Source organism: Janibacter sp. LM (assembly GCF_039631275.1).
In the GTDB taxonomy this organism is placed as follows: domain Bacteria; phylum Actinomycetota; class Actinomycetes; order Actinomycetales; family Dermatophilaceae; genus Janibacter; species Janibacter terrae.
In genome coordinates this window covers 20,765-43,608 of the sequence record NZ_JBDIVG010000034.1, presented here as the reverse complement: position 1 = coordinate 43,608, position 22,844 = coordinate 20,765, and the positions used below count along the sequence as shown (strand labels likewise).

The following is a 22,844-nucleotide window of genomic DNA, read 5'->3' as shown; positions in this document are numbered from 1 at the left end:
TTCGGGAACCGATGTCGTGTCGGTCCCACACATGAAGGGGCCACCGCGTGAGGCTCTGCGAGAACGACCAAGAACTCGTAGAGAAGGAATCACACGATGGCCCAACTCCAGTCTGCCCTGCTCCAGCTGCTCGGTACTGCGCGACACGGACGAGGACGAGGTGATGCGCCGGCTGCTCGGTTCGGCGCTGCAGATGCTCGTCGATGCCGAGGCCACCGAACACATCGGTGCTGCCAAGCACGAGCGGACCACGGCCCGCACGACTCAGCGCAACGGCACCCGTGAAAAGCTCGTAGCCACTACCGCAGGTGACGTCACGGTGAAGATCCCCAAGACTCGCACCGGGTCGTTCTTCCCCTCCCTGCTCGCCCCGCGCCGGCGGGTCGACAAGGCTTTACACGCGGTGATCTGCGAGGCCTACGTCCACGGGGTATCCACCCGCAAGGTCGATGACCTGGTGGCCGCCCTGGGCATCGAGTCGGGGATCTCCAAATCCGAGGTCTCCCGCATCTGCGCGACCCTGGATGAAGAGGTCGGGGCGTGGCGGAACCGGCCGCTGGACCACACCTGGTTCCCCTAAGTTTTCCTCGATGCCACCTACTGCAAGGTCCGCATCCGCGGGCGGGTGGTCTCCCAGGCGGTGGTCATCGCCACCGGGGTGTCCATCGACGGTCGCCGGGAGATCCTGGGCCACGCCGTCGGCGACAGCGAGAACGAGACCTTCTGGACCGAGTTCCTGCGCTCGCTGCGCGACCGCGGCCTGGCCGTGAGCAGCCCGGACAACCCGCTGGGGGTGCAGCTGGTCATCTCCGACGCCCACCGGGGCCTGACCAGTGCGATCGGCGCGGTACTGCCCGGGGCGGCCTGGCAGCGCTGCCGAGTGCACTTCATGCGCAACGTGCTGGCCAAGGTCACCAAAGGCAACGCCGAGATGGTCGCCGCGACCATCAGGACCATCTTCGCCCAGCCCACCGCGCCCTTGGTGCGCGAGCAGGTCGACACCGTTGCAGACATGCTCGCCACCCGCTTCCCCGCCGTGGCCGACATGCTGCGCGAGGCCAAGGCCGACATCACGGCCTTCGCTGACTTCCCCGAGGCCCACTGGCGCAAGATTTGGTCCAACAACCCCATCGAACGGCTCAACCGGGAGGTCAAGCGCCGCACCAATGTCGTGGGCATCTTCCCCAACGTCGCCGCCCTGGACCGGCTCGTCGGCGCGGTCCTGATCGAGGCCCACGAGGAGTGGCAGGTCTCCGATCGGCGCTACCTCTCCGAGGCCTCCATGGCCCAGCTCAACCCACCCGCACCGACTGCGATCACCGCGGCCCGACACACCGCGGAGGTCATGGACACCCCCGCCCTGCAAACGGCATAGTCAACATCAGCAGAGCCGCTCACGCAGCAGGCCTACTTACACCACCCCCCGGGGCCTCCATCGGCGCGTTGCGGTCCGGAGGCTCGATCCGGGTCTCGTGGAGCACCCTCGTCGGCTCTGAGATGGGCTCAGCGCCGTCGGCTACGCGGCGCAGCCAGACGGCCCAACATGCTGCATTGCTCCCGTGCTTGGAGCTGAACTCCAGACCGTGAGCCAGCGATCCGTCGTCGAGGATCTGTTCGTAGATCCACCGGGCCGCGAGGACCGTCCAGCGGCGATCTTCTCCGCATAGGTCCCCGAGGGTGAGACGACCCTTGCCAGTCTCGTGGAGCAACCGCGCCAGGCCGTGATTCAGTGCATCGAGCGAGTCTTGGTGGGCGATGTCGACGAACCATCCCGAGCTCGGCAGCATCAACCTGTAGAGCGCCCGTGCCTCGCGCCAGCCCTGGACGATCTTCTTCGGGTGGATCGACCACAAGTCATCCCAGTCAGCGGTGATGGCTTCGATCAGTGTGCGGTGATCTCCAGAGCCTTCTTCCGTGAAGACATCACTCAGTCGTGTGTTGCGCAGCCCCGGGGAGGGGGCGAGGTAGGCGAGCACCTCGCGGAAAGCAGTCTCTGGGTTGGCGGCGGCGTAGACCGTTGCCGCCCCCGTCGCGTCATAGCGACCCCACGATTGGATCGCCTCGCGGGTCGGGGTCATCTCGCGGACCTGGGGCCCTAGCGCCCCGTAGGACGGCTTGGCGATGCGCACCACCCGACGGTCGTGGTGGGCGACGATCCGCAGCCCAGTGCTCGTGCACCGGCGAGCGGCATCGCTCACCGTGGGCCTCATCCGTCAGTGCCCTCGACGAACGCCTGAGCGGCCTGCAACGTCAACGTGACTTCACCCTCGCGCAGCACCTCCAGCGGCGACCTCTCCCCCAAGCGGGGGTTGGCACCGATGAACCAGTTGCGCGCGACGTACTCATTCTCTGCGGAGGACAGCGTCTGCCACGCCCGATGGGCAGCGATGAGCCGAGCGGCCGCCTTGTCTCTGGGGTTGGGTCCATCGGCCCGCTGCCACTTCGATGCCTGCTTGCTGTCCTTGGCGCCGGCCAGGAACGACACAGCGGTCACCCCCAGACCACTGACAAGCTGCCGGGTGGTCTCGTGAATGTCCTGCGTCGTGGCCCGCTCATGGGTGGAAACAGCCAACCTGTTCATCGCGACCCCTCTCATCCGTGAGCACCCCATTGTAGCCACCAAAAAGCCACTTAAATACCCCCCAAAAACTTCCCATGTTGCGGAGGAGCTATCACGAGGTGACGTCGTCCACCACGAGGCCCGACGAGGTCAACGGGTCCTCTCCTCCGTCAGGATCGACCAGACCCAGAAGACCCCCGAGATGACCAGCGCCCAGGTCTGGACGGTGGCCCATCCCGAGGTTGCTGCCAGCGCGACAAGCACCCCCATCCCGAGTGTCGAGATCATCAGTCCCCAGCTCATCGTGAATCCCTCCTGCTGCCGCGTTGGTTGTCGTGCTGCTCTGATCCTGCCGATGCCTTGTGACAGCACCCTGGTCAGGCGACGTGGTGCAGGGCGATCCAGTTGCGGCGCAAGCCCTCGAGGATGTCGGGCCGCTGGGCTCGTTTCGCGCAGACCTCGACTGCGTCCTTGGTGACTCCGAGGCGATCTGCAGCGCCAGCGATGTCCAGGCCCCAACGGATGCAGTCCTCGAGGTCGTCCAGATGCATCCGCCGGCGTCCGGACCCGAGGTCGCTGACCTCTTGCCATGGCGCGGGCTGCGCGTCGGGGTCGTCGATGCTCTCCTCGTCCCAGGCCATCGGTGGGGCCCACCCCTTCAGCAGGGCTTCGCGGCGCATCCGCTGCGAATGGGCGTGTTCGTACCGGCTCGAGCACGGCGGCTCCTGGTCCCACAGCTGCTCGTACAGTTCCCGCACGTGCAGCGCGAACCGGGCCACGGTCGGCTCCGCCTCGTCCTTGGTCAACGCCAGGCGCAGGTTGGTCGAGCTGCACCCGGCGTGCTCGGCCAGACGCACCGCGGTCCAGCCCTGCGCGATCAGTGCCCGCAGACGCCTGCGGGTGCCTGCGCCGTCGACGAGCATCGCTGGCGGCGTCTCGGCAGTCACCTCGTGGCGGCCGGGCAGGACCTCCAGGAGCTTGTCCTGGGTGCTGGTGCGGGTTCGGTGACCGGCGATCACTCGCCGAATGGTCACCGGCGCGATGCCGCTCTCGCGAGCTATGGCGCGGATGCTCAACCCGCTGCTGCGCAGGTGCTCGATGTGGGCTCTCGCGTGGGCGCCGGTCACGTAGTGGTCGACGGCGAGACGCCCGTACGCGATCCGGCGGTTGCGGTCGGCCCCGTAGACGCGCCACGCCTCGCGGCACTCGACGCGGCGGCATCCATGGTCGACGTAGCAGCGCCAGGTGCCGTGCTCGATGGTGCAGTCCGGGCTGTGTCGGTGGGCCATGCTCATGCTCCTGTCGTCTCGCGGTGGCTGGGAAGGGGACTCATCCTGGGCGCGTTGTGCGACGCGGCTCGGCCCTGCTGTCGATCGAGCGATCGGCTCTTCTGGTGGCGTCGCTGGAGGCACGCTCGCCGCGCCTCCTGGGAGGGCCCGCTGGATCGGCTCGTGGGCGTTGAGGGCGGTCCCGGGTGCAGCGGGTTCAGTGCACGCTCGGTCATCGTGAGATCACGTCCGGGAGCGCTGCCATGAGGTCCTCGACGCTTGGGGCGCTGGTGGGCTCGTGCTGCTCGTGGCACCAGTCGCACAGGCCACGGGTGAGGCGTTCCTGGTCAGCGTCGAAGGCCGTGCGGCCGCAGTCGCGGCAGGCGTCGCCGAGTCGGGTGTCGATTGCCAGGGCGGTCAGCCCGGAGCGGGCTGCGGGGATCAGAGGTTGCTGGAGCTCTTCGGCATCGTCGAGGTCTCCGGCGATGCTGGGGCTGGTGAGGCAGTGGGCGATCGCCTGCGGGGTCAGGCCACGCTCGAGGGCGGGTGCGACGGCCTGGGCGAGGATCCCGTTGAGCCACCGCCGGCGGGCGCCCCACTTCCAAGCACGGTCCAGCTCGAGCAGGTCGACGACGTGGTTGATACCGGTCGTGGAGTAGATCCCACCCGTCGGCCGCGTGCGGCCGCTCGTCGCGCTCGATGCGCGGTCACTCAGGTGACGAGCACTACGTGAGGAGGAAGGAATGTCGTCGGGGGTTAGAACCCTCTCGGGGGGTAGATCCCTATAGGACCCCACATCTGACGACAGGGCCGACCCCACATCTGTGTCCGGGCCCTCGTGGCCGATGCCCGGCTCGGCGGGCTGCCCCTGGGCGCCGTCTCGAGCCTCGTCGACCACGGCAGCCTCGGCGGCGCCAGCGAAGCCCAGAACCTCGTTCTCCGTCTCGACCGGCGCCTGCTGCTCATCATCGACTCGCTGCAGCATCCACAGCCCCGGCGCGGCCGGCACACGCTGCACCTGCAGCACCCCAAGACCGACCAGGACGTCGACGTGCCGGCGGAGCGTGCGCGCGCTGACGCCCACACGCTCCGCGATCTCGGCCGATGAGTCACTGGTCCAAGCCCGCGCGCCCATCGCCGACGTCACAAACGCCCAGGTGCGCACCTCACCCGCGCCGCATTCCCCCGCCTCCAGCGCGCGCACGATGGCCCACGGGATGACGTCGTAGGAGCCATGCAGGTCGAGGAACTCGTAGCGGGTGAGGCCGGTGCCCCTGTCGACCCGGGAGGTCGCGATCGCGCCGGCCTCGATCAGTCGCGCCGTGACCCGGCCGACCTGCTCGGTACGAGCGCCGGGGTCACGGCCGAGCTTCTCGGCGATCTTCGCCTGCCCGACCGTGACGTCCCGCGCGCCTCGCGAGCGCATCGAGAGCAGCACGACCAGCTGTGCGTACTCGGCGGCGGCGAGCACATCGCGCCACCTGCGGGGCACGTGCACGCCGTGCTGGCCGCGCCGGGCTGCGCGCAGGAAGCGCTCATCGGTGGCGTAGTCGGTGGCCATCGTCGCGGTGATCAAGAGGACCACCGCAGTCCGTAACAAGACGACGTAACAAGGGCCGTAACAGGTGGCGTAACACGCCACATAACAAAAGGTGCAGGAGGGTAGGCGGTACCCACCTCCGGTGCTACAGTCATGAATGACTCCCACGGAGTTTCTGGAAACCGAGAGGTCGAGCCGGCGAAAGCAAGACCCTCAATCGTGATCAGCAGTTGGCGCTGCTGATATCTGGAGCGGCCCCCTCGGGGGCCGCTTCTTCGTTGTCTAGCTAGCCAGACGAACCTCCTCTTGAGCGTCCTGAGCAGTGAAGTCGAGCTTGTCCTGGGTGCCGATGACTTCGGCGTCCTGACCGATGGCGATGCGGAAAATCGCGCGCAGGTACTTGCTGACGTCCACGCCGAGGCTCTCGGCGATCCCCTCGATCTCGACCGCGAGCGGCTCGTCGAGCTTGATCGGCAGTCGAACCGACAAGCCCTTCTCCGGCAGCGCGAAGTCGCTCGGTGAAATCTGGCGGACCAAGCGCACGAGGTCATCCCCCGTACTCGGAGCCATGGTCAGAGGCACCGCGATCTGGTCCATCCGGTCACTGCTGAAGCTGTGGGCCAGGGAGATCAGGATCTCCCTGTACGTCGCGGCCTGAACTCCCGAACGAGCTGCACGGTTTGCCAGGGCCGTGGACATGGCTGGCGAGACGCGCGGGTTCCACTGCCGACGGTCGACGCCACGGGGCGGGCGACCGCCGCGACGGTGGGGCGAAGTCGTGTGTGCCATGTGCGTCACCCTTCCATGTCGGTTAGCGAAAACCCGGAACTCGATCCGGTGTGTCGTGGACCAGTAAGTGCCGTTGCCGCTCGGGTTGTGACATCCGATCCAAGAATTTTTTCCTCAGCCCCCGGCTTGGACGCCGATGGCCTGGACTTCGCCGATGGTGACGTTGCTGCTGGCGGTCGACGTCACGTTCTCGGCAGGCCGGTTGACTCCGGTGTAGGTGACCTCGTGGTGGAAGGTTGCCGTGACCGTGTACTGGCCCGCCTGGGTGTATCCCTTGGGTACGCCGCAGTCGGGGCTGGTGGCCCAGCCCATGGACGGGTCGTAGGCGGTGCCGGAGCCGTTGCAGGTGATCGTCGTGCCGTTGCCGAGGTCCCAGGTGACCTTGGTGACCCGGTCCGAGACCGTGACCGTCCGGCCGCCGGCCGACGCGGACTCGCTCTGCGTGGGAAGCGCCTGAGTCCACAACCAGACGGGGACCCCGACAGCGCCCTGGCACCCGTCCCCGGTGCACGGCGCAGACCCGATGCGTGGCTTAGCGAGCCGGATCTTTGCCTTGGCGCGCTCCGCGAGCTCCTCCACCGACACAGTCGTGCGGCGCGTTGTGTTCGTGGTCGTAGTCGTTGTCGTCGAGGCGACCTGCTGAACAGTCGGCGCTGCCGGATCGGCCGTGGGGCAAGGCGCCGACGGCGGCGGCCCACCGCACCCTCCAGGCAGGACCGCGCCGTAGATGTCCCGCTGGATGCCCGCCGTCAGCTGCGCGATCCGCTGGGCCTCAGTCAGCACCACCGGCTGTGCGCTCGATGATGGGGTGCTCGGGCCAAGGATCGTCTGCAGGATGGGATTGGTCGTCGTTGTGGTCGTCGTGGTCGTCGTGGTCGTACTCGTTGTGGAGCTGGAGGTGTCCTCTACTGTCACCTCGCAGATCAGCGTCGGGCAGGCCAGCGCAGGAGTCGCTGCTAGCCCGACTGTGGACGCCGCGATGAGTGTCGCAGCGGCACCTCTGGTGATCACCCTTCGGTGGCGCACGGTCCCTGCTCCTTGATGCTGTCGATCAGCCATGTCCCCTCCTGCTCCCCTTCTCCTGGCACGGTGCGCACCAGGAACTCGGCTTTCGATCCAACCTTGACGGGCTTGCCGTTCTGGTCGCCCCGGATGTCCTTACCCTGCTTATCCAGCAGGCGCGCACTTCGCTCAATGCAGACTGTTGAGGCCACCTGAGGTCCACCGACGACTCCGGGCTTGCGGTCCCAGGAGGTGGATTCGGTCTCGATCGAAGCCACCTTGTCGGCACCCTTGACGGTCTGACCCTTCTGCTTCGCCGCCTTGATGGCCGCGTCCTGCTCGGTCACCAGACTCTCGGTGTAGAGGGTCTCGGGGTACGGGTCGAGACCTGGCCGAGCGAATGCCGTGCGGATGGTCTTCTCAGAGGCCTTGATCGCGGCCTGCTTCTCGGCGTCCTTGTTGTCCTGACCGCTGGAGGTCGCGGTGCTCTCCGGCGGCGGCTTGGGGTCGTCACCGCACCCGGCCAGCGTGATCGCGGCCGCGGCAGCGGCGACGATGGCGGTGATGGGTCGGGTGGTGCGCATCTGGAAATCTCCTCAGGTGTGGACGGGCTCGGGGGTGGCTTCGGTCTGGGCGGCGCGCACTCGGGTCAGCACGTCGTTGATCAGGTCGATGGTCTCGTCTTCGAGGTCGCCGTACTCGTCGAGACGACGCCGGCAGTCGGCGATGACCTGCTGCGCGCGACCAGGGCGGCCGGTGCTCCACGCGGCGGCGATCGCATCGCGCCACAGCGCCTCGCTGACGGGCTCGACGTCCAGGCCCTTGGCAGCCGCGAGGGTCGCGGTGCGGGCGTCACCGATGTCGAGGGCCCTGCGGGCGAGCTCGTGGGCCACGTCGGCGACGGCCGCGACGATCTCCTGCCGGTCGGTGTCGGCCCACGCGTACCGGTCTTCCTCAGTGCCAGACAGGGGCTGCCCGGTGACCAGGTCGAGCGCTGCACGCAGGTGCGACGTGGGGGTCTGGTCCAGGCCGTCCTGGACGAGCTCCTGGAAGAGCCACCAGTCGACCGCAGTCGACTGGTCCAAGTGATAGCCGTCCTGGTCGACGATCGCGACGTAGGGCTGCCCCTGATCGCCGTGGCCGAGCCAGTTACGGGCCGACGCCATGTACTGGTTGCGCTTCTGCCCGGCCTTCTTGGACCGGTCGAGCGGGAAGATCGCCTCGGTGAACGTCTGCGGCCCGGCACCGCCGTGCAGCGCGAGGTAGGCCACGACCTCGGTCATGCGCCTCGGAGCGGTCGGCTTCTTGCCGGCGGCCCCTGCGACGTGGACCGGCCCGAGGAGTCGGACCTGCGGCCTGTCGGTAGGCAGTTCCCCGACAGGCGTCTCGACGTCGACGACGTCCTCTCCCCCATTCGCGGGCTCCTCGAGGTCCCCGTCGAGAGGCTCCGCTTCGGAGGCGATGACCGGCTCCTCGTCGAGGTCCTCGCCATCGCTGACCTCGAGCGCATGGTCTTCGCTGGACGTCGGCTCGTCGACCGGCTCGTCTTCGCGGTCCTCTTCGAGGTGCTCATCCTCGGGGCGCGTGGACTCGACCGAGCCGGCTTCCTCGACCTGAGTCATGTCTGCCGGCTCCACCTCCTCAAGAGCGTCGAGGCCGTAGGGGTCATCGTCGATGTCGGTCATCGCCGGCGAGGCCGTGGGGATGGTCTCGAGGTCGATGGCCTCCAGAGTGATCCCGTCAGCCCACTCGGGCCCGTCAATGCCGTCGAGGTCGTCCGCGGCGCGGAAGGCGTCGAGGGTGGCCTCGTAGGTGGCTCGGGGCAGCATCTGGGGGGTGACCTGCAGTCCTATCGGGGCCAGGGTGGCGTGAGCACCGTGGACTTCGTCGCCCTCGAGGGTCAGGGTCCACTCCCCCGTCGGGGTCTGGCCGGCGGTCACGGACGCGACCGCCACTCGGGGGGTGGCCTGCAGGACTGCGTCGAGGCGCTGCTGCTGGTCGAGGTCGATGGGGCCGGTGAGCAGGATCAGGTGAGGGGTCCACGACTCGTCGACGACGCCGTCGGTGCGAGCCTGCTGGGCATCAGTGACGCCAGCTTCGGTCAGGGCTCCGCGGACCACGCCGGCGGAGTATTCGAGGGCGGTGAGGATCTCGTCGAGGGTGTCGACGTACGTGGCTCGGTCGGAGCCGATGGCGTCGATGAGGTCCGGCAGGACACCCACGAGCGTGATGCGGGTGTCATCGCTCCACTCGCACCCGAGGAGCTCGACGGTCATCGCGGTCAGTACCGCAGTGCTGAGCTCCTCCTCCCCGACGAGCGAGAGGCTGCGCAGCTCTTCGAGGTTGAGCAGCAGGTGGGCCCGGTCGGCGTCGTATCCGATGGTCACCAGCGACGGGTACGGCGCGATCTGCTCGGCGGCGTCCTCGACGCTCAGCAGGACCTCGTCGGTCATCTCCTGACGCTGCAGCACCCACACGCCGGGACCGTCCTGGGCGAAGGGCTCGGGCAGGTCCTGATCGGCGTCGACGAGGTACAGCTCGAGGGAGTCCTCGCACAGACGGGCTGCGCGCAGCGCCGGCATGGGCTGCTCGAGCGCGGTGAGGTGGGCTGCCAGGCTCCGCAGGACCCTATCGAGGTCAGCAGCGGCGACGGGGTCGGCCGCCGCCCTCAGCTGGGCCTCGGCCACGGCAGCCTCTCCCGCGGGGAGCTTCACGCGCCGGCCCGGCTGACGGTGCTGGGACTGACGCTGCCGCCGACGGGCGAGCAGCGTCAGCAGTCCTGCGGCAGCGAGAGAGCCCAGACCCGCCGCTGTGACGACGACGCTTCGCCTGTCTTCCGGCTGCTCGACCGAGGGCGTGGCGGCCGAGCTCGTCGGGGTGGAGGTCTGAGTCGGCGCCGGGGTCGTGGTGGGCGTCGACTGGGGGGTGGCGGTGGTGGGCGGGTCGCTCGGAGGGGATGCAGTCTCCGAGCGACCCGCGGCCCCGGCCGTCTGAGGGGATGTAGTGGCCGGGGTGGACGCCTCGGAGGAGGGACTCTCCGGGGCGCCGGTCTTAGCCTGGCGGTCGCCAGGGGTGCTCTGCGTGCTGGGGGTGGCCTTGGCGCGCGACTGATCGGTCGGCGTGTGGTCATCCACGCTGGTCGAGTTGGGGACGGTGATGGTCCACCCCGGGTGGATCAGGTCAGGGTCGCTCAGCCGCTGCCCGTCGGGCTGGACCCGTTCCTGGCTGGCGTCGACCAGCTCGTCGTAGCGGGACCCGTCACCGAGCTCGTCCTCGGCGATCTCCCACAGGGTGTCCCCCTGGGCGACGGTGACGTCGCTGCTGCGTGGAGGCGACGTCGGTGCCTTCTCGCTGGTGGTGGCGGCGGTCTGCGCGGCCACGTGGCTGGCTTGGGTGGCCGGGGCCATTGCTGCCGTGCCCGAGGCGCTGGCCTGAGGGGCGGCAGCGGCTGCGGGAGTGCTCGCGCTGACGCCGAGCATGGCCACGGCCGCGACGATGGCGCCGACGAGCACCGCCGACGACCCTTGGGTAAGGCCCAACGGTCCGCGCAGCTGCGGGACCTTCACGTGAGTGAGCGCGGCCCACCCTTCGACCAGGGTGCTGACCGCGAAGGACGCCCAACCGAGCCATCCGACGATCGTCATCAGCGCGATGAACATCGACCCGGAGGCGTCCGGGGTGCTGACCGCGGTCCACGCCTCCTGCAGGCTCGGCAGGTGGTCAGGCAGGGGGTTGCCGCCCAGGACCGCCAGAGCGACCGGGACACCGACGAGCGCGGCGAGCAGCGCGACCAGGGCGAGCAGACCGGAGATCAGGGTGCGTGCGCGGCTCATGAGGGTCCTACCTGCTCGGGGGACGCCGAGGCTGTCCCGGTGACGGTGCCGCCCTTGACGAAGGGAGTGAAGGTGGGCGACCAGGTCCCGGTGGTCGTGACGGTGACGGTGTTGCCGCTGACGGTCACGGTTCCCTCGTGGCTGGTGCGGCGCAGGTATGCGCGCGCGGCTGCGGCCCCCCGAGAGGGGTCGACGGTGCTGGTCTGGCCGGCGATGACGTCACCGGTCAGCTCCTGGCTGGCTGCTCGCGCAGCTTCCAGGGCGGCGAGCTCAGTCTGGTGGGTGGCGCGGATCTTGCTCGAGCCGTCGTAGATCATCCCGGCCAGCGCGAGGAGGCCGACGGTGACGACGACGAAGTAGACGCTTGCGGCGCCGCGCTCGTCTCGCAGTCGTGTCAGGGGCCGCATCACTGCCTGCCTCGGTAGCGGTCGAGAACGGACGATCCTTCGCCGGTGACGGTTCGCGTGCCGGGCAGCCCGGGGACGGCGAGGTCACCCAGGGGCACGGGGCAGGTGACGGTGACGGTGATGGCGCCGCTCTCCCCCGGCGCGGAGTTGAAGGCGCTGGTGTCGACGGCGATGTCAGCGGGGCAGTCCAGCCCCTTCTGCGTGAGCACGTCCTGGGCAGCTTCACGGGCGGACCCGCTGGCCTCCCCCGGGGTGCGGGAGATCGACGCAGCTCGCGCGGCGGCGTAGGCGGCGGAGTCGACGTTCATGTTGGCCTGGCCCACGCGCGCGAAGCCCATGGTCAGCGCGAGCACGATCAAGACCGCGGGCGCGATCAGGATGACCTCGAGCGAGACCGCTCCGTGGTCGTCATGGATCCTGTGGGCGGTGCTCATGGGGCGGTCACCCGCTCCACGGGGCTGGAGGCGTGCACGTCGATGCCAGGCAGCGGCAGGATCGGGACGATCTGGGGGTACTGCGCCCGAACGCGGACGGTGACGGTGTCCGCGGACCGGTCCGCGTCGACGTCGAGACCCTCGAGCTCGCTCTGGTCGAACCGCGACAGATAGGTCGTGGTCGCGGCCTGGGCGTCGTCGGCTGTGGCGCCGTCGACCCGGCCGGACTCGACACCGAACTGCGCAGCCGAGGTGGCCACGTTGCGCCAGTGGTACATCATCCCGGCCTGCACGCAGGCGAACACGAGGCCGATCATGATCGGGGCCAGGATTGTCGTCTCCAGCGAGATAGCGCCGCCGTCACCACCGAGCAGACCCCTGCGCGCCCCGACAGCGCGGCGTGCGCAGTCGAGGCGTTGGGGGGTGCGTGCTCGGCTCGTCATCAGGGGGCCTGTCGGCTCAGAGGCCGGCGCCCTTGGACCGGACGGCCGCGATGATCAAGCCACCGACGGCGACAGCGGCAGCGGACAGGCCGATGGCCACGAGGATCGTCTCGATCGAGATGGCCCCGGACTCGTCCTTGGAGCGCTCGATCGCCGCCGCGGCGCGGTCGCGCGAGGACATGAGGATGGCAGTGGCGATCGCCGACAGGACGATCGTCAGGTGGGTGACGGTGCGAATCATGGTTTTCCCCTCTGGTGTGTGGTGCTTAGGCCCATTCCAACGGACATGTCAAGATTTTTCGCTTCAACTCCCGATCAGGCTGATGCCCATAGGGAAGAGCAGCGACGCCATAAACAGCATGATTAGGACCGCCAGGGGCGCCGACAGGCTGGTCGTGGCGTCGGAAGCGCGGACCTGCTCCTTGGACAGCAGCCGGTCGCGCATGCTGGCCGCGCGCGACATGAGGCTGTCGGTGATCGACCCTCCGGAGCTGGTCAGGCGGGTGATGTCGGCGATCTCGTGCAGCTCCGGCACCTGCAGGTCGTCCGCGAGCTCGTCGAGGGCGTCCCACGGGGGGACGTTGGACCACTGCGCGCGCTGCAGAGTCTCGCGGATGCGGGTGAACATCCACTCGTCTGAAATCCGCGCGGCGCCGCTCATGGCGGAGACGACGCCCTCGTGTCCCAGCCGGCGGATCGCCACCAGGCGCAGGTAGGAGATGGTCGCGAACGCGAACTCCTCCCGGCGTTCCTTGGCCTGGTCGCGCACGACAAGGTCTGGGGCGAACCACAGCACGCCGGCGATGAGCAGGCCGACGCCGAAGGGGACGGCGAACGGCAGGCCGAGGTTGAGCGCCGAGAGCAGCACTCCCAGCATGGCCAGGACGACGAACCCGAGGAGAGGCACGAGGAGCTTCTGGGCCCAGAAGCGGCGGGTGGAGATGCCCAGCAGGTCCAGGTCGGCTTCGGGGGCTGTGGCCCAGCTGCGTCCGGCGACCAGTCGCTCGAGGCCAGCGCCGAGTCTCTCGATGCCTTCAGCAGGTGCATCGCTGGTCTTGGTGGGGCGCGCGGTGGCGGCGAAGTTGGCCGGGGAGAGGTTGCCGATGGCCACGTCCAGGCGGGTGTGCACGGGCATTAGTTCACGGGCGATGAGCGTCAGGCCGATACCGACGCCCATCCCGCTGAGCACGACGAGCATCCAGGTCATCGGGATCCCTCCTGGGGGCGGGAGAGGAAGCGTGGTGAGGGCGTGGTCGAGGCGCGCTGGCGCAGCCAGTACAGGACCGCGGCGAACAAGCACGACAGGGCGAGTAGCACGGTCTGTCCCAGGGCGGTGTCGCGGTAGACGCTGCCGAAGGGGGTGAGGAAGACCAGGACGATGACGGACGCGATCGTGATGATGCTGATCCACCGTGACTCAGTCAGGGGCTTGGCGCGGTCCACCTCGATCTCGCGTCGGGCGCGGACTTCGACCGCAACCTCGGCTGCGATGGCTTCCAGCGCTGCGGAGAGGCCGGCCCCGGAGAACTGCGCGGCTTGAATCAGCGACGCGGCGATGTAGTCACCGGTCTGTGAGTCGAGCTCCTCCGCGAAGGAGTAGAGGGATGCCTCCAAGGGCGCGTTGCCGCGCAGCCGGGCGACGAGCCGCTCGACCTGGGGGCGGATGGCTGTGGGGGTGGAGGGCAGCGTCTGGACGATGGCGGTGGCCATCGAGGCGTTGGACGAGAGGATCCCGCGCAGGGCGCGGACCCATTCCTCCAGCGCCTCGAGCTCGTCGGGGTCGACGCCCTTGTTGGGGCGCACCAGTCGCATTCCGCCGACGGCGGCCGCGGGGGCGATGAGGATCATGACGATCCAGCCGAACAGCGCGGCGACGACGACGCCGACGGCCAGAGCCGCTCCTGCGGCGATGGTTTCCTGCCGGGTCAGGGACAGCAGCCCGGATCCGGCGGCCTTCTTGCGCCGTGTGCGTCGGGGTCCGCGAGGAGCGGCGGGATCCGCAGGGGTGAAGCCGGCAACGACCAGCACGATGCCCAGCGCCAGGCAGATGCCGATGAGTGCGCCGATCATGCCGCTCCCTCCTCGTCGTTGGGGATGATCAGGTCCAGGGGGCGATCCCAGGTGGAGTAGCCCTCTGTGAGCCACTTCGGGTCGAACCCGCGTCGCCGCAGATCGGTCAGCCACGGGGGGCGCTTGCCGGTGGGCACGGCCCGCCCATCGGGACCGGGGGCCCACAGTGGCTCGATCTCGATGGGGTTGAGGTCGTTGCTGACGTCCAGTGCGATGACCTCGTCGACGAAGCGGTGCTTGCGCCCGCCCTCGAGCTCGGACTCGTCGATGACGCCGATGTGGACGATCAGGTCGACGTGCTGGGCCACCAGTCGCGTGGCGTCCCGGTCAGAGATGTTGGCCATGTGCGAGGTGATGAGCGTGACCATGCGCGAGATGGTGTCGACACCGGACTTGGCGTGGATGGTCGAGACCGATCCCTGCCCGCCCTGCATGGCCTGAAGCATCGCGAGGACCTCGCTGCCGACGACTTCCCCGATGATCAGCCGGTCGGTGTTCTTCTGCAGCGACGTCTCCACAAGGTCCGTCAGCGACATCCCTCCCCCGCTGCCGTCCCCCTCCCCCGCGGCGACGGCCTCGGCCGCCCAGATGCGAGGGTGGCGCACGGTGTCGTGGTGCAGACCCAGCTCGTACATCGACTCCATGGTCGCCAGGCGAACCATCGGGTGAAGCGCGTTGAGGATCGAGCGGATGAGCGTGGTCTTGCCGGACCCGGCAAGACCGGAGACGACGATGGACTTGCCGGCCCGGACAGCGGCGGCCAGGAAGGCATTGAGGCCGGCGTCGATGGATCCCAGGTCCTGCATGTTGTCCAGGTCGGTGTCGAGGTGACGGTGCACGCGGATGGAGATCGAGGGGCGGTGGCAGATCCACGCCTCGGCCGCCAGACGAGACCCGTCGGGCAGGGCCATGCGCAACTTGGGGGTGCGCTGGGAGAAGTCCTTCTCCCGGGGGCCCATCGTGCGTGCGATCTGCTGGACCATCTCGATCAGCTGGTCGTCGCTCTCGGCGATGACCGGTCCTCGCTCGATGCGGCCATCGGCGAACGTCAGCCAGACCATGTCGTAGCCCTCGATGTCGATGTTCTCCACCAGCGGCTGGTCAATCAGCTGCTGGATGCGGCCCAGCCCGAAGATCGAGTCGAGCACGCCCTGCGACAACGCGACCCGCTGGTCGTAGGGCAGCGCGTCCCTACCCTCGAGGACCTCTCGTGAGCTGTAGTCCTCGATCTCCTGCTCGGCGTAGGTGCGGATCTCGTTCTCGTGGAGGTCCCGCGAGGGGGTGCGCCCTGCCTGCCCGCTGGCCTGCGTGAAGCGCTCCACGGCCCGACGCTGCAGCTGGGCGACAACCGTCCAGTCGACGTCGGCGGGGGTGGACTCGACGGGCTGATCCCCGGCCGGATCAACGTGCGCTGGCTCGGACTGCCGCGGTGCCGGCGGGTGGGGCGCCGGCGGCGGCGGAGTGGGCCCCGCGGGTGGTGCTGCAGGGGCGGTCGATGGAGTGGGGCCCGCAAGGGAGCGGGCAGTCGGCGCGGCAGGGCCTGCGGAGAACAGCGGCAGGGCGGCCGGGTCGTTGGGCTGCTCGGGCACGTTGTGGGCGCTCATCAGGACTCCTGAAGGATGGCTCGGGCGCGGTCCGCGTGCTGGGCAGCCGCCTTGACCAGGTGGTTGATGGAGCGGACGTAGCCGCTGGAACCGTGGCCGCGGGAGGGCGCGATGGAGGCCCCGTAGACCGCGGCCCGTGCTTCGTCGCGGGCGACCTCGGCCACGACGGCGGTCGGGCCGACGATGCCTTGGATCTCCCGGGCCCCGTAGGGGCGGATGTCCGGGCCCTTGTCGCGGCCAGTGACCGGCACCAGGCCGACGCGGTCAGGGGTTCCGCTCTGCTCGAGCCGACCGCGAAGGGCCTGCAGGCCGATGACGGTCGTGTTCAGCGCCGGCAGGGTCGTGTCAGTCAGCGCCAGCACGCAGTCCGCAGTCTCCAGCAGGGTCCACGCTGCGGAGTCGCTGACCCTGCCGGCGTCAATGATGACGTCCACTCCCCCTTCGGCGCTGATGGTGCGCAGCGCCGCGGACAAGGGACGCCACACGCCGGCCAAGGGGTGGGCGTGCTCGGGTGAGGGGATGGCTGGCAGCAGGCGACGATCGGTCGTGCCCGGCAGCAGCAGGGTCCGCTCGTGCAGGAACTCGACGTAGCCGGCTCGGTCACGGTTGGCCAGCTCGAGGATGGAGGTGGTGTGCGGCTGCTGGCCGGCCCACACCCCAGCCAAGATCGGGGATCCGCCGCGGGTGTCGGCCTCGACGATCAGCGTCGGGCGCGGCGAGAGGTTCGCCCAGGCGATCGCAGTGGTGGTCACTCCCGGGGAGGCAGAGAAACTGGTCAGGGCGTAGATGGCCATGTCGTCCCCCGGGTCAGCGCGCGGAGGGGTCGAGGGCGATCGCCAGGCGGCCACTACCGCCGGCAGCCATCAGCTCGCGTGCCGAGTCGCTATTGAGGGTGACGTCGATCGTGCGGGCGCCGTCGTCGCCGGGCTCGCCCACCGAGGCCACCGTCGCCCGCCACGTCTTGCCCGTGGTCAGGGCGGCGGTCTCACCCGGCTGGCCGGTCTGACCGCTGGCTTGTGGACTGTGCGCGATGACGACACTGACCGTGTCGCCGGGTCGCAGACCCAGGGCAGGCATCTGCGAGGGCTTGACGGAGACCCCGACGATCGACATCCCCCCGTCAGGAGTGACCTTGTTGACGAACATCGCCGGGGACAGGACCGTCCCCTCAGGGATGTTGGAGGTCGCGAGCAGGCCGGCGGTGTTCTGCAACTGCTCGGCCGGCATGGTCTCGATGCCGCCACCCCCGGCGATCTCGGTGGTGGACAGCTGCTGCACCTTCACCGGCTTGCCGGCCTCGATGTCGGACGCGGCCACGAGCACCGTGTGGGTTTGAGCGCCCCGGGCGGTGAACCACCAGCCGAGAAGTCCGCACAGGACGACAAGGGCGACGCCGAGCCCGATGAGTGCGGGTCGACGGCGCTTGGCTGCGGTGGCCACCGGTGGTGCCGGTACGGCGGGCGCCCGAGTTGAGCGCGTCGGCGCGTCTGGTTCCGCAGGCGTTGTGAGGGCCTGAGTGCTGGTCATTAGCGTTTCTCCCCTGGCGAAAGGTCGGTCAATGGATGCGCGATCGACGCTATGCGTCGAGTCAAGAAATTGCCGGTCAGCCGAAGAACTCGTCTACCGGCTCGGTGGGCTCTGCTGGCCGGGCCTGGGGCGGGTGCTTGACCGCGACGGCCAGTGAGGCGGCCACGAGCGTGGTGCGACGCACCCGCTTGTCGTCGACGGTGCCCGCCTCCTCGGTCAGCTCCTGTAGGAAGGCCGCGTCCCCGGGGCTGTAGCGGGGGCCAATGGGCACCTGCGGCTTGGCCCGACGGGTTCCACGCGGCGATCGGTTGCCGCGCACGTCCTTCGTCATGCCACTGCGCAGCCCGTGAATGGTCTTGGCGCGCTCGATGACCTCCTCGCGGTGGTCCTCGCAGGCCCACACAGACAGCTGTGCGTACGTGGGCACGTCGGTGCCGCGCCAGTGCTCAGCCTTGTAGTCGGCGATCGCGGCGTGGAGCGCCGCGGGGATGTACAGCTGGACCTGCACGTCAGAACCGGCGGTGGCCTCGAGGTCAGCCGAGGCCGACACCTTGGCCCCGGGGGCGCCCGCGGCCACAGGAGTTGCCGCGGGTGCTGCGGCCGCCGCCGACTGCCCCTCCCCCACTGTCGGTGTGGGCGTCTTCTTCACGGCCGCCTTCGTCGCCCGCTTCTTCTTCGTCGGCGCCGGGCTCGACGTCGTGGTCGAGTCGGGCTGGCTCGAAGCGCTCTCCTGCGGCTGCTCGGGCGTGGCCGGAACGTCGCCGTAGGGGTCGTCGTCGGGGAGGCTGGCGGGAGGGGGGACGAAGAGTCCACCGCTGCGCTGTCTGGACCGGGCCATCACGCACCTGCCTTCTCGTGAGCGGCGATTCGCTCGAAGATCTCGCAGGTGAGATCCGCGTACGCGGTGATCAGCTTCGAGGGATCCTTGGTGCGCAGCCGGCGGGTGTCGTCGTCGGGCGTGAGCTTGGATCGCAGGGCGGCGATCACGCTGCGGTTGCGCTCGGTGATGGCCTCAACCATCTCGCGGGGGGTGACGCCCAGGGCGCTGCCGTCCTCTGCGGCGATCTTCACGTTGGGGATGACTGAGCGGAAGGGCCCGGCCTGCTCGCCGACCATGCTGGTCAACTCGGCGAGGGTCTCGTCGACAGCCCGGGTGCCGGCGCGGGACCCGGGGGCGAAGAGCACGACGCCGAGCAGTCGAGTGACGGAGCCGTACTTGGCGGCGTCGGCGAACAGCTCGCTCATCATCTCGATGCCGTCGATAGAGCCGCTGTCTGCGGGACTGGGCACGATCAGGTAGCGAGCGGCGCGCAGCCAGGTGCGCATCAGCAGGTGGTCGCCGGGGCCGGTGTCGATCATGACCAAGTGGTAGCGGCGCTCGGCGCACAACGCGGACAGCGCCGCGGCGAAGTTCTCGCGCATTGCGCTGGCCTGCTCGCGGGTCATGGTCTGCTCGGGAGGCAGGTCAGGGTCGATGGCTGCCGCGCGGCTGGTGTGGGGGCCCCCGGCGATGATCTCGAGGTTCTCGCGGCCGGTGGTCACCGGCTGCAGCGGGGTGCCGTGCAGGAGCGTGTTGGTCAGCCCCTCTCCCCCGTCGCCTTCGAGACCGAGGTCGCGCTGAGTGAGGTTGCCCTGAGGGTCGCCGTCGATGAGGAGGACTCGTCGCCCTGCGGCGGCTGCTTCGGCGCCGACGGCTGCGGTCACGGAGCTCTTGCCCGCGCCCCCCTTCTTGGTGCCGACCAAGACCACGCGGCGCAGCCAGTCCGGTTGCGAAGTTGCCATGTCAATCCCTCTCTTGCGGTTCGAGCCTGCCGAGCGCATCCCAACGCCCGGGTCTGAGTACACACGTTATGGCGGGTGTCAAAGTTTTCAGGTGATATGCCGACAGCTGTCGGCAACAGCAGGTCAGCACAGCATGACGCAACGTGATGTAGACACATGCTGTGTACGACGCAAGGGAGAACTAGAAGTGCACACCGCAACTGGCCAGCGCATGGGCAAACAGGCGCTGGCAATCGCAAGATGCAACGACATGTGGACAACGCAAGAGAGCAATGCAATGGAAGATGCAAACGCACATGCAAACAAACCTGCAAACAAGACGACGTAACAGTGTTACGTAACAAGAGGACGTAACAGCGTGGGTGAAGGCCTCAGCACCTGGATCTCATCCTCAAGCCGCGAGGGCGCCAGTGGCGTACTCGGCGCGCACGGCGTCGGCGAGCTTGCGCACGGCGCGGTGCTGGCGCTGCCGAAGCGCGGCCGCGCTCAGGCCCCGTGCGGCACCCAGCTCCGCGCTGCTGGCGGAGGCCTCGCCGGTGATGTAGATCGAGGTCAGCAGGGCTACCTCGTCCCGGGTGAGCACTTCGTGGTCGAGGGCCCACAGCAGGGCCTCTGCTGCCTCCTCGGACGCCGAGGGCCCCTGTGAGCCGCTGAGACGCCCGCAGGCCTGTTCCCAGTGTGCGAGGTCCGTGAGGCCGTCAGAGGCCGGCAGATCGCTCGACAGGGCCTTCTGGAGGGACGACAGCGCCTCGAGTGCCAGGTTGGCAGCGACCTTGCTCGTGCGGTGCAGCGGATAGGACGCGATCGCGTCCCACATCGCTGTGATCGCGTCTGCCTCGCCGTCGACCAGGCCGCGACCGCGGGCGGTGGCCGTCAGCCGGTGCACCGAGCCGAGCATGGTCTGCAGCAGCACCCTGCCGGCGTCCTCCTCGCCGGCATGCTGAAGCTCGAGCAGCGCGTGCAGCAGGGCATCCGAGTCGGCGGCGCTGCAGATCGCCTCGAGGACGTCCTGAAGGGTCTCGATGGGGGAGTCGCAGGGCAGGTCCCAGGCGCATGTGCGGTGGCTGATCTGCGTCCAGTCAAAGTTGAGGCGGCCGATGTACGTGGCGTGCACGTAGTCGCCAGGTCGGGCGTTGGCGGTGCGAGGCGATGTAGTCACGAGGTGCTCCCAGGTCACGGCGTTGATCAGTGGATGCCGTGAGCCTCGGGAGGTCCCCCTGTGCGGATTCCTATGCGCAACTCGGTCCTGATAGGGGCATCGACCCCTGCTAGCCGCGACTGATTTCTCCTGGTGACGGACAGCGTTTCCGCAGGTCAGAGGGGGTGCTGTCCCCTATCAGCGGGTGTGGTCGCCGGCGGGGTCGAGAAAAAATCCGCAGCGATGTCACAGATGCCGCCGCAGGGGCACTTACTGCACCTCGAGGAAGCACCCGCACCCGACTCGATGGAGACGCACTCATGGACCAGGCAGACGCAGCGGACCAGTCGACCCCGACTGACCAGCTCTTCCAGGACGTCTCCACGGTGCTGTCCACCGACGCGGCGTGGCGACGCGTGCTGCGCCGAGAGATGGCCGCCAAGGGACTCAACGGATCAACCGGTGCCGAGGTCGTGGCCTTCATCGCCGACGGGCACCTCGTGCGTGGCTCCGACGCGATTGCCCGCCTGAACGGGGGAGGCGCGGCATGAAGCTCCTCGACCGCCGAGCCAAGCCCGCCCAGGCTGCGCGTCCCCGTCTCGGAGGGGACATCACCCAGGCGCCGGCCCCGGCCACCGCGAAGGCCGAGACCGCCGCGCCCGTGCAGGAACGGTGGAGCCACGGCTCCCACCTGCTGACGCGCGCCATGTCCTGGGGCCTGATGGCGGCCCTGCTCAGTGGACCCGTGGCCATCGGCCTCTACGTCTTCGACGACGGCGCACCGGTCGTCGCACAGGAGAAGGCCGAGGTGACCCACGACAGTGTCGCTCGCCGATCGGTGGCCAGCGAGCAGGCGGCAGCCTGGGTCCAGGCCTGGCTGACCACTCCCGAAGACCGGGCCGCCGAGCTGAAGACCTGGTGGTCTGGGCCCCTCGACCTGCCCAAGGTGGCTGGACAGGCCACCGACGTGCGCGTCGTCGACGCCGTCCCCACCGCACCCGGCGTCTGGGCCGTGACCGTCGCAGCCAGCGTCACGCCCGCGAAGGGCCAGCCCACCACCCGACGCCACTACCTGGTCCCCGTCCAGGTCGACGGCGGAGCGGGCGACGCGTCCGCTGCGGTCAAGGCCATCCCAGCGATCGTCCAAGCGCCGGCGACGGCGAAGACCCCGTCCTCGCCGTACAACGTGACCCTGCCCAGCGACTCACCGGTCGTGCAAAGCACGCAGGCGTTCATGAGTGCCTACTTGGCCGGTGACGGCGACGTCGCGCGCTACACGACCCCCGGATCGCCCCTGCACGCGGTCTCGGAGGCGCCGCTGTACGAGGAGGCCGAGGTCGTCAGCGTGCGAGCCAGCGAGCGCGTGGACAACGTCGGCAGCGGTCAGACACCCACCGACGGGCAGATCGTGCAGGCGCTCGTCGACGTGACCCTCGTCGACCCGGGGCCGGGGGAGGCCTCCACGCGCAAGCGTTCGGCGTCGTGGCCGCTGACGCTGACCGCTCGAGATGGCCGGTGGGAGATCACCGCCATCGACGGCACCTTCCAGACGACCGCGGAGAGCAGCTCCGCGGCAAGCAGCACCACCTCACCCAAGGAGTGATCCCTATGTTCCGTCCCTCTGCCGTTCCCTCCGCTGACCTCTTCGAGGCCGGCGAGAACCTCTTCGGGAGTATCGAGAGCCTCCTCTTGGCTCTGGTCACCATGGCGATCGTCGCCGTGCTGGCCAAGGAGGTCTTCAAGAAGCCGACGGTGATGTCCATGATCAGCGGGATCGTGGTCGCGATCTTCGTCGGCTGGCTGGTCACGCAGTACCAGAACGACGACATCAACGAGGTCCTCGACGAGACCGTCACCGACACCGTCGGGGCCCCGGCCTCCCCGACGGGGAGTGACTGGGGGATCTCGTGAGCACGGACCAGGAGCAGGTGGAGGTCGCGCGGTGGTACACCCCAGCGCTGCGGATCCCCAAGCTGGTCGGCAAGCTCCCCTCGGGTGAGCGGATCTGGGGCGGGCCCTACCGCCCGGTCCAGCTCGGGCTGGGCGTTGTCACGGCCGGTGTGGGCATCAAGACCATGGGCCTGTGGGGCACCTTCCACCCGCTGCTCAACTACGTCGTGCTGCTCGTTGCAGCCGCTGGGGTGACCTGGGTGGCGCGATACCTGCCCAATGGGTCGACGAACCCGCTGGACGTGGTGCGCGGCGGGGCTCGGGTGGCGCTGAGCTCGACCCACGGCAACTGGGGGACCTACCCCGTGCGGGTCGTCGACCCGGTCCTGGTGCTATCCCGCGTCGCGGTCCATGCGCTCCCCGACACCCCGGTGTTCGAGGCGCGGGACGTCATCGACACGCCCCCCAAGAACCTGTCCCAGCCCCTGCCGGCGACGCCGCGGGTGGAGAACAAGCTGGCCGCGCTCCTGACGCGCTGACGAGAGAAGAGACCTTCG

At 69.0% G+C, this 22,844-nt stretch carries 25 protein-coding genes and 1 pseudogene; 5 read left to right on the top strand and 21 right to left on the bottom strand.

Translation table 11 applies throughout. The features are described 5' to 3' along the window. Positions 1-96 precede the first annotated feature (96 nt). A pseudogene (locus tag ABC138_RS15890) lies at positions 97-1,375 on the top strand (IS256 family transposase). Positions 1,376-1,394: 19 nt separating this feature from the next. Here ABC138_RS15890 and ABC138_RS15885 read toward each other — a convergent pair. The 21 genes from ABC138_RS15885 to ABC138_RS15785 all read right to left on the bottom strand — a co-directional run bounded on the left by ABC138_RS15885 (position 1,395) and on the right by ABC138_RS15785 (position 20,436). After that, positions 1,395-2,210, bottom strand: coding sequence for an RES domain-containing protein (locus tag ABC138_RS15885; protein ID WP_032491504.1), 816 nt, complete (start codon positions 2,208-2,210; stop codon positions 1,395-1,397). After that, positions 2,207-2,596: a hypothetical protein gene (locus ABC138_RS15880; protein WP_345914294.1), complete on the bottom strand. Its 390-nt coding sequence runs from the start codon at positions 2,594-2,596 to the stop codon at positions 2,207-2,209. Before ABC138_RS15880 ends, ABC138_RS15885 begins: the two co-directional genes overlap by 4 nt. Before the next feature lie 114 nt (positions 2,597-2,710). Continuing rightward, positions 2,711-2,863 (bottom strand): hypothetical protein, encoded by a 153-nt coding sequence (locus ABC138_RS15875; protein ID WP_345914293.1) that lies wholly within the window; start codon positions 2,861-2,863, stop codon positions 2,711-2,713. Positions 2,864-2,937: 74 nt separating this feature from the next. Beyond that, positions 2,938-3,849, bottom strand: coding sequence for a hypothetical protein (locus tag ABC138_RS15870; protein WP_345914292.1), 912 nt, complete (start codon positions 3,847-3,849; stop codon positions 2,938-2,940). 211 nt (positions 3,850-4,060) lie between these two features. After that, positions 4,061-5,413 carry a hypothetical protein gene (locus ABC138_RS15865; protein ID WP_032491498.1) on the bottom strand — a complete coding sequence of 451 codons (1,353 nt, stop codon included), beginning with the start codon at positions 5,411-5,413 and terminating at the stop codon, positions 4,061-4,063. 237 nt (positions 5,414-5,650) lie between these two features. Next, positions 5,651-6,157, bottom strand: coding sequence for a hypothetical protein (locus ABC138_RS15860; RefSeq protein ID WP_032491497.1), 507 nt, complete (start codon positions 6,155-6,157; stop codon positions 5,651-5,653). A 114-nt stretch (positions 6,158-6,271) separates the two neighbouring features. After that, positions 6,272-7,216 (bottom strand): hypothetical protein, encoded by a 945-nt coding sequence (locus ABC138_RS15855; protein WP_345914291.1) that lies wholly within the window; start codon positions 7,214-7,216, stop codon positions 6,272-6,274. Further along, on the bottom strand, positions 7,165-7,743 hold the full coding sequence (locus ABC138_RS15850) for a hypothetical protein (RefSeq protein ID WP_032491495.1): 579 nt from the start codon (positions 7,741-7,743) through the stop codon (positions 7,165-7,167). Before ABC138_RS15850 ends, ABC138_RS15855 begins: the two co-directional genes overlap by 52 nt. Before the next feature lie 12 nt (positions 7,744-7,755). Next, complete coding sequence (locus ABC138_RS15845; protein ID WP_032491494.1) at positions 7,756-10,992, bottom strand: BTAD domain-containing putative transcriptional regulator; 3,237 nt, start codon at positions 10,990-10,992, stop codon at positions 7,756-7,758. Further along, positions 10,989-11,399, bottom strand: coding sequence for a hypothetical protein (locus tag ABC138_RS15840; RefSeq protein WP_345914290.1), 411 nt, complete (start codon positions 11,397-11,399; stop codon positions 10,989-10,991). The genes ABC138_RS15845 and ABC138_RS15840 overlap by 4 nt, the downstream gene beginning before the upstream one ends. After that, complete coding sequence (locus tag ABC138_RS15835; protein ID WP_032491492.1) at positions 11,399-11,833, bottom strand: TadE/TadG family type IV pilus assembly protein; 435 nt, start codon at positions 11,831-11,833, stop codon at positions 11,399-11,401. The genes ABC138_RS15840 and ABC138_RS15835 overlap by 1 nt, the downstream gene beginning before the upstream one ends. Continuing rightward, on the bottom strand, positions 11,830-12,276 hold the full coding sequence (locus tag ABC138_RS15830) for a TadE family protein (RefSeq protein ID WP_032491491.1): 447 nt from the start codon (positions 12,274-12,276) through the stop codon (positions 11,830-11,832). Before ABC138_RS15830 ends, ABC138_RS15835 begins: the two co-directional genes overlap by 4 nt. A 16-nt stretch (positions 12,277-12,292) precedes the next feature. After that, positions 12,293-12,517 (bottom strand): hypothetical protein, encoded by a 225-nt coding sequence (locus tag ABC138_RS15825; protein ID WP_032491490.1) that lies wholly within the window; start codon positions 12,515-12,517, stop codon positions 12,293-12,295. A 63-nt stretch (positions 12,518-12,580) separates the two neighbouring features. Next, positions 12,581-13,483 carry a type II secretion system F family protein gene (locus ABC138_RS15820; RefSeq protein ID WP_032491489.1) on the bottom strand — a complete coding sequence of 301 codons (903 nt, stop codon included), beginning with the start codon at positions 13,481-13,483 and terminating at the stop codon, positions 12,581-12,583. Then, on the bottom strand, positions 13,480-14,346 hold the full coding sequence (locus ABC138_RS15815; RefSeq protein WP_032491488.1) for a type II secretion system F family protein: 867 nt from the start codon (positions 14,344-14,346) through the stop codon (positions 13,480-13,482). The genes ABC138_RS15820 and ABC138_RS15815 overlap by 4 nt, the downstream gene beginning before the upstream one ends. Then, complete coding sequence (locus ABC138_RS15810) at positions 14,343-15,950, bottom strand: CpaF/VirB11 family protein (RefSeq protein WP_032491487.1); 1,608 nt, start codon at positions 15,948-15,950, stop codon at positions 14,343-14,345. The genes ABC138_RS15815 and ABC138_RS15810 overlap by 4 nt, the downstream gene beginning before the upstream one ends. Then, positions 15,950-16,702, bottom strand: coding sequence for a hypothetical protein (locus ABC138_RS15805; protein ID WP_345914289.1), 753 nt, complete (start codon positions 16,700-16,702; stop codon positions 15,950-15,952). Before ABC138_RS15805 ends, ABC138_RS15810 begins: the two co-directional genes overlap by 1 nt. A 55-nt stretch (positions 16,703-16,757) precedes the next feature. Further along, positions 16,758-17,390 carry an SAF domain-containing protein gene (locus tag ABC138_RS15800; RefSeq protein ID WP_345914288.1) on the bottom strand — a complete coding sequence of 211 codons (633 nt, stop codon included), beginning with the start codon at positions 17,388-17,390 and terminating at the stop codon, positions 16,758-16,760. A gap of 163 nt (positions 17,391-17,553) precedes the next feature. Further along, the gene (locus ABC138_RS15795; RefSeq protein ID WP_345914287.1) at positions 17,554-18,315 is read right to left on the bottom strand and encodes a hypothetical protein; all 762 of its coding nucleotides are present in this window, start codon (positions 18,313-18,315) and stop codon (positions 17,554-17,556) included. Beyond that, positions 18,315-19,298 carry an AAA family ATPase gene (locus ABC138_RS15790; protein WP_345914286.1) on the bottom strand — a complete coding sequence of 328 codons (984 nt, stop codon included), beginning with the start codon at positions 19,296-19,298 and terminating at the stop codon, positions 18,315-18,317. Before ABC138_RS15790 ends, ABC138_RS15795 begins: the two co-directional genes overlap by 1 nt. Positions 19,299-19,650: 352 nt before the next feature. Beyond that, positions 19,651-20,436, bottom strand: a complete 786-nt coding sequence (locus ABC138_RS15785) for a hypothetical protein (protein WP_345914285.1) — start codon at positions 20,434-20,436, stop codon at positions 19,651-19,653. A gap of 281 nt (positions 20,437-20,717) precedes the next feature. Here ABC138_RS15785 and ABC138_RS15780 point away from each other — a divergent pair, with 281 nt between their 5' ends. From ABC138_RS15780 to ABC138_RS15765, 4 genes are read left to right on the top strand one after another with little or no spacing between them, the layout of a single operon-like run. Beyond that, a complete protein-coding gene (locus ABC138_RS15780; protein ID WP_032491481.1) occupies positions 20,718-20,948 on the top strand; it encodes a hypothetical protein in 231 nt (76 codons plus the stop codon). Then, positions 20,945-22,000 carry a conjugal transfer protein gene (locus ABC138_RS15775; protein WP_032491480.1) on the top strand — a complete coding sequence of 352 codons (1,056 nt, stop codon included), beginning with the start codon at positions 20,945-20,947 and terminating at the stop codon, positions 21,998-22,000. The genes ABC138_RS15780 and ABC138_RS15775 overlap by 4 nt, the downstream gene beginning before the upstream one ends. Before the next feature lie 5 nt (positions 22,001-22,005). Beyond that, a complete protein-coding gene (locus tag ABC138_RS15770) occupies positions 22,006-22,308 on the top strand; it encodes a hypothetical protein (RefSeq protein ID WP_032491479.1) in 303 nt (100 codons plus the stop codon). Next, positions 22,305-22,826 (top strand): hypothetical protein, encoded by a 522-nt coding sequence (locus tag ABC138_RS15765; RefSeq protein ID WP_345914284.1) that lies wholly within the window; start codon positions 22,305-22,307, stop codon positions 22,824-22,826. The genes ABC138_RS15770 and ABC138_RS15765 overlap by 4 nt, the downstream gene beginning before the upstream one ends. Positions 22,827-22,844: the final 18 nt, after the last annotated feature.

Excerpts from the sequence above, each read along its gene's own strand:
- ABC138_RS15820 (WP_032491489.1), bottom strand. The coding sequence starts at position 13,483 with ATGACCTGGATGCTCGTCGTGCTCAGCGGGATGGGCGTCGGTATCGGC.
- ABC138_RS15875 (WP_345914293.1), bottom strand. The coding sequence starts at position 2,863 with ATGAGCTGGGGACTGATGATCTCGACACTCGGGATGGGGGTGCTTGTC.
- ABC138_RS15855 (WP_345914291.1), bottom strand. The coding sequence starts at position 7,216 with ATGGCTGATCGACAGCATCAAGGAGCAGGGACCGTGCGCCACCGAAGG.
- ABC138_RS15840 (WP_345914290.1), bottom strand. The coding sequence starts at position 11,399 with ATGCGGCCCCTGACACGACTGCGAGACGAGCGCGGCGCCGCAAGCGTC.
- ABC138_RS15885 (WP_032491504.1), bottom strand. The coding sequence starts at position 2,210 with ATGAGGCCCACGGTGAGCGATGCCGCTCGCCGGTGCACGAGCACTGGG.
- ABC138_RS15790 (WP_345914286.1), bottom strand. The coding sequence starts at position 19,298 with ATGCGCTCGGCAGGCTCGAACCGCAAGAGAGGGATTGACATGGCAACT.
- ABC138_RS15860 (WP_032491497.1), bottom strand. The coding sequence starts at position 6,157 with ATGGCACACACGACTTCGCCCCACCGTCGCGGCGGTCGCCCGCCCCGT.
- ABC138_RS15880 (WP_345914294.1), bottom strand. The coding sequence starts at position 2,596 with ATGAGAGGGGTCGCGATGAACAGGTTGGCTGTTTCCACCCATGAGCGG.
- ABC138_RS15845 (WP_032491494.1), bottom strand. The coding sequence starts at position 10,992 with ATGAGCCGCGCACGCACCCTGATCTCCGGTCTGCTCGCCCTGGTCGCG.
- ABC138_RS15780 (WP_032491481.1), top strand. The coding sequence starts at position 20,718 with ATGGACCAGGCAGACGCAGCGGACCAGTCGACCCCGACTGACCAGCTC.
- ABC138_RS15870 (WP_345914292.1), bottom strand. The coding sequence starts at position 3,849 with ATGGCCCACCGACACAGCCCGGACTGCACCATCGAGCACGGCACCTGG.
- ABC138_RS15770 (WP_032491479.1), top strand. The coding sequence starts at position 22,006 with ATGTTCCGTCCCTCTGCCGTTCCCTCCGCTGACCTCTTCGAGGCCGGC.
- ABC138_RS15830 (WP_032491491.1), bottom strand. The coding sequence starts at position 12,276 with ATGACGAGCCGAGCACGCACCCCCCAACGCCTCGACTGCGCACGCCGC.
- ABC138_RS15775 (WP_032491480.1), top strand. The coding sequence starts at position 20,945 with ATGAAGCTCCTCGACCGCCGAGCCAAGCCCGCCCAGGCTGCGCGTCCC.
- ABC138_RS15810 (WP_032491487.1), bottom strand. The coding sequence starts at position 15,950 with ATGAGCGCCCACAACGTGCCCGAGCAGCCCAACGACCCGGCCGCCCTG.
- ABC138_RS15825 (WP_032491490.1), bottom strand. The coding sequence starts at position 12,517 with ATGATTCGCACCGTCACCCACCTGACGATCGTCCTGTCGGCGATCGCC.
- ABC138_RS15815 (WP_032491488.1), bottom strand. The coding sequence starts at position 14,346 with ATGATCGGCGCACTCATCGGCATCTGCCTGGCGCTGGGCATCGTGCTG.
- ABC138_RS15850 (WP_032491495.1), bottom strand. The coding sequence starts at position 7,743 with ATGCGCACCACCCGACCCATCACCGCCATCGTCGCCGCTGCCGCGGCC.
- ABC138_RS15835 (WP_032491492.1), bottom strand. The coding sequence starts at position 11,833 with ATGAGCACCGCCCACAGGATCCATGACGACCACGGAGCGGTCTCGCTC.
- ABC138_RS15795 (WP_345914287.1), bottom strand. The coding sequence starts at position 18,315 with ATGGCCCGGTCCAGACAGCGCAGCGGTGGACTCTTCGTCCCCCCTCCC.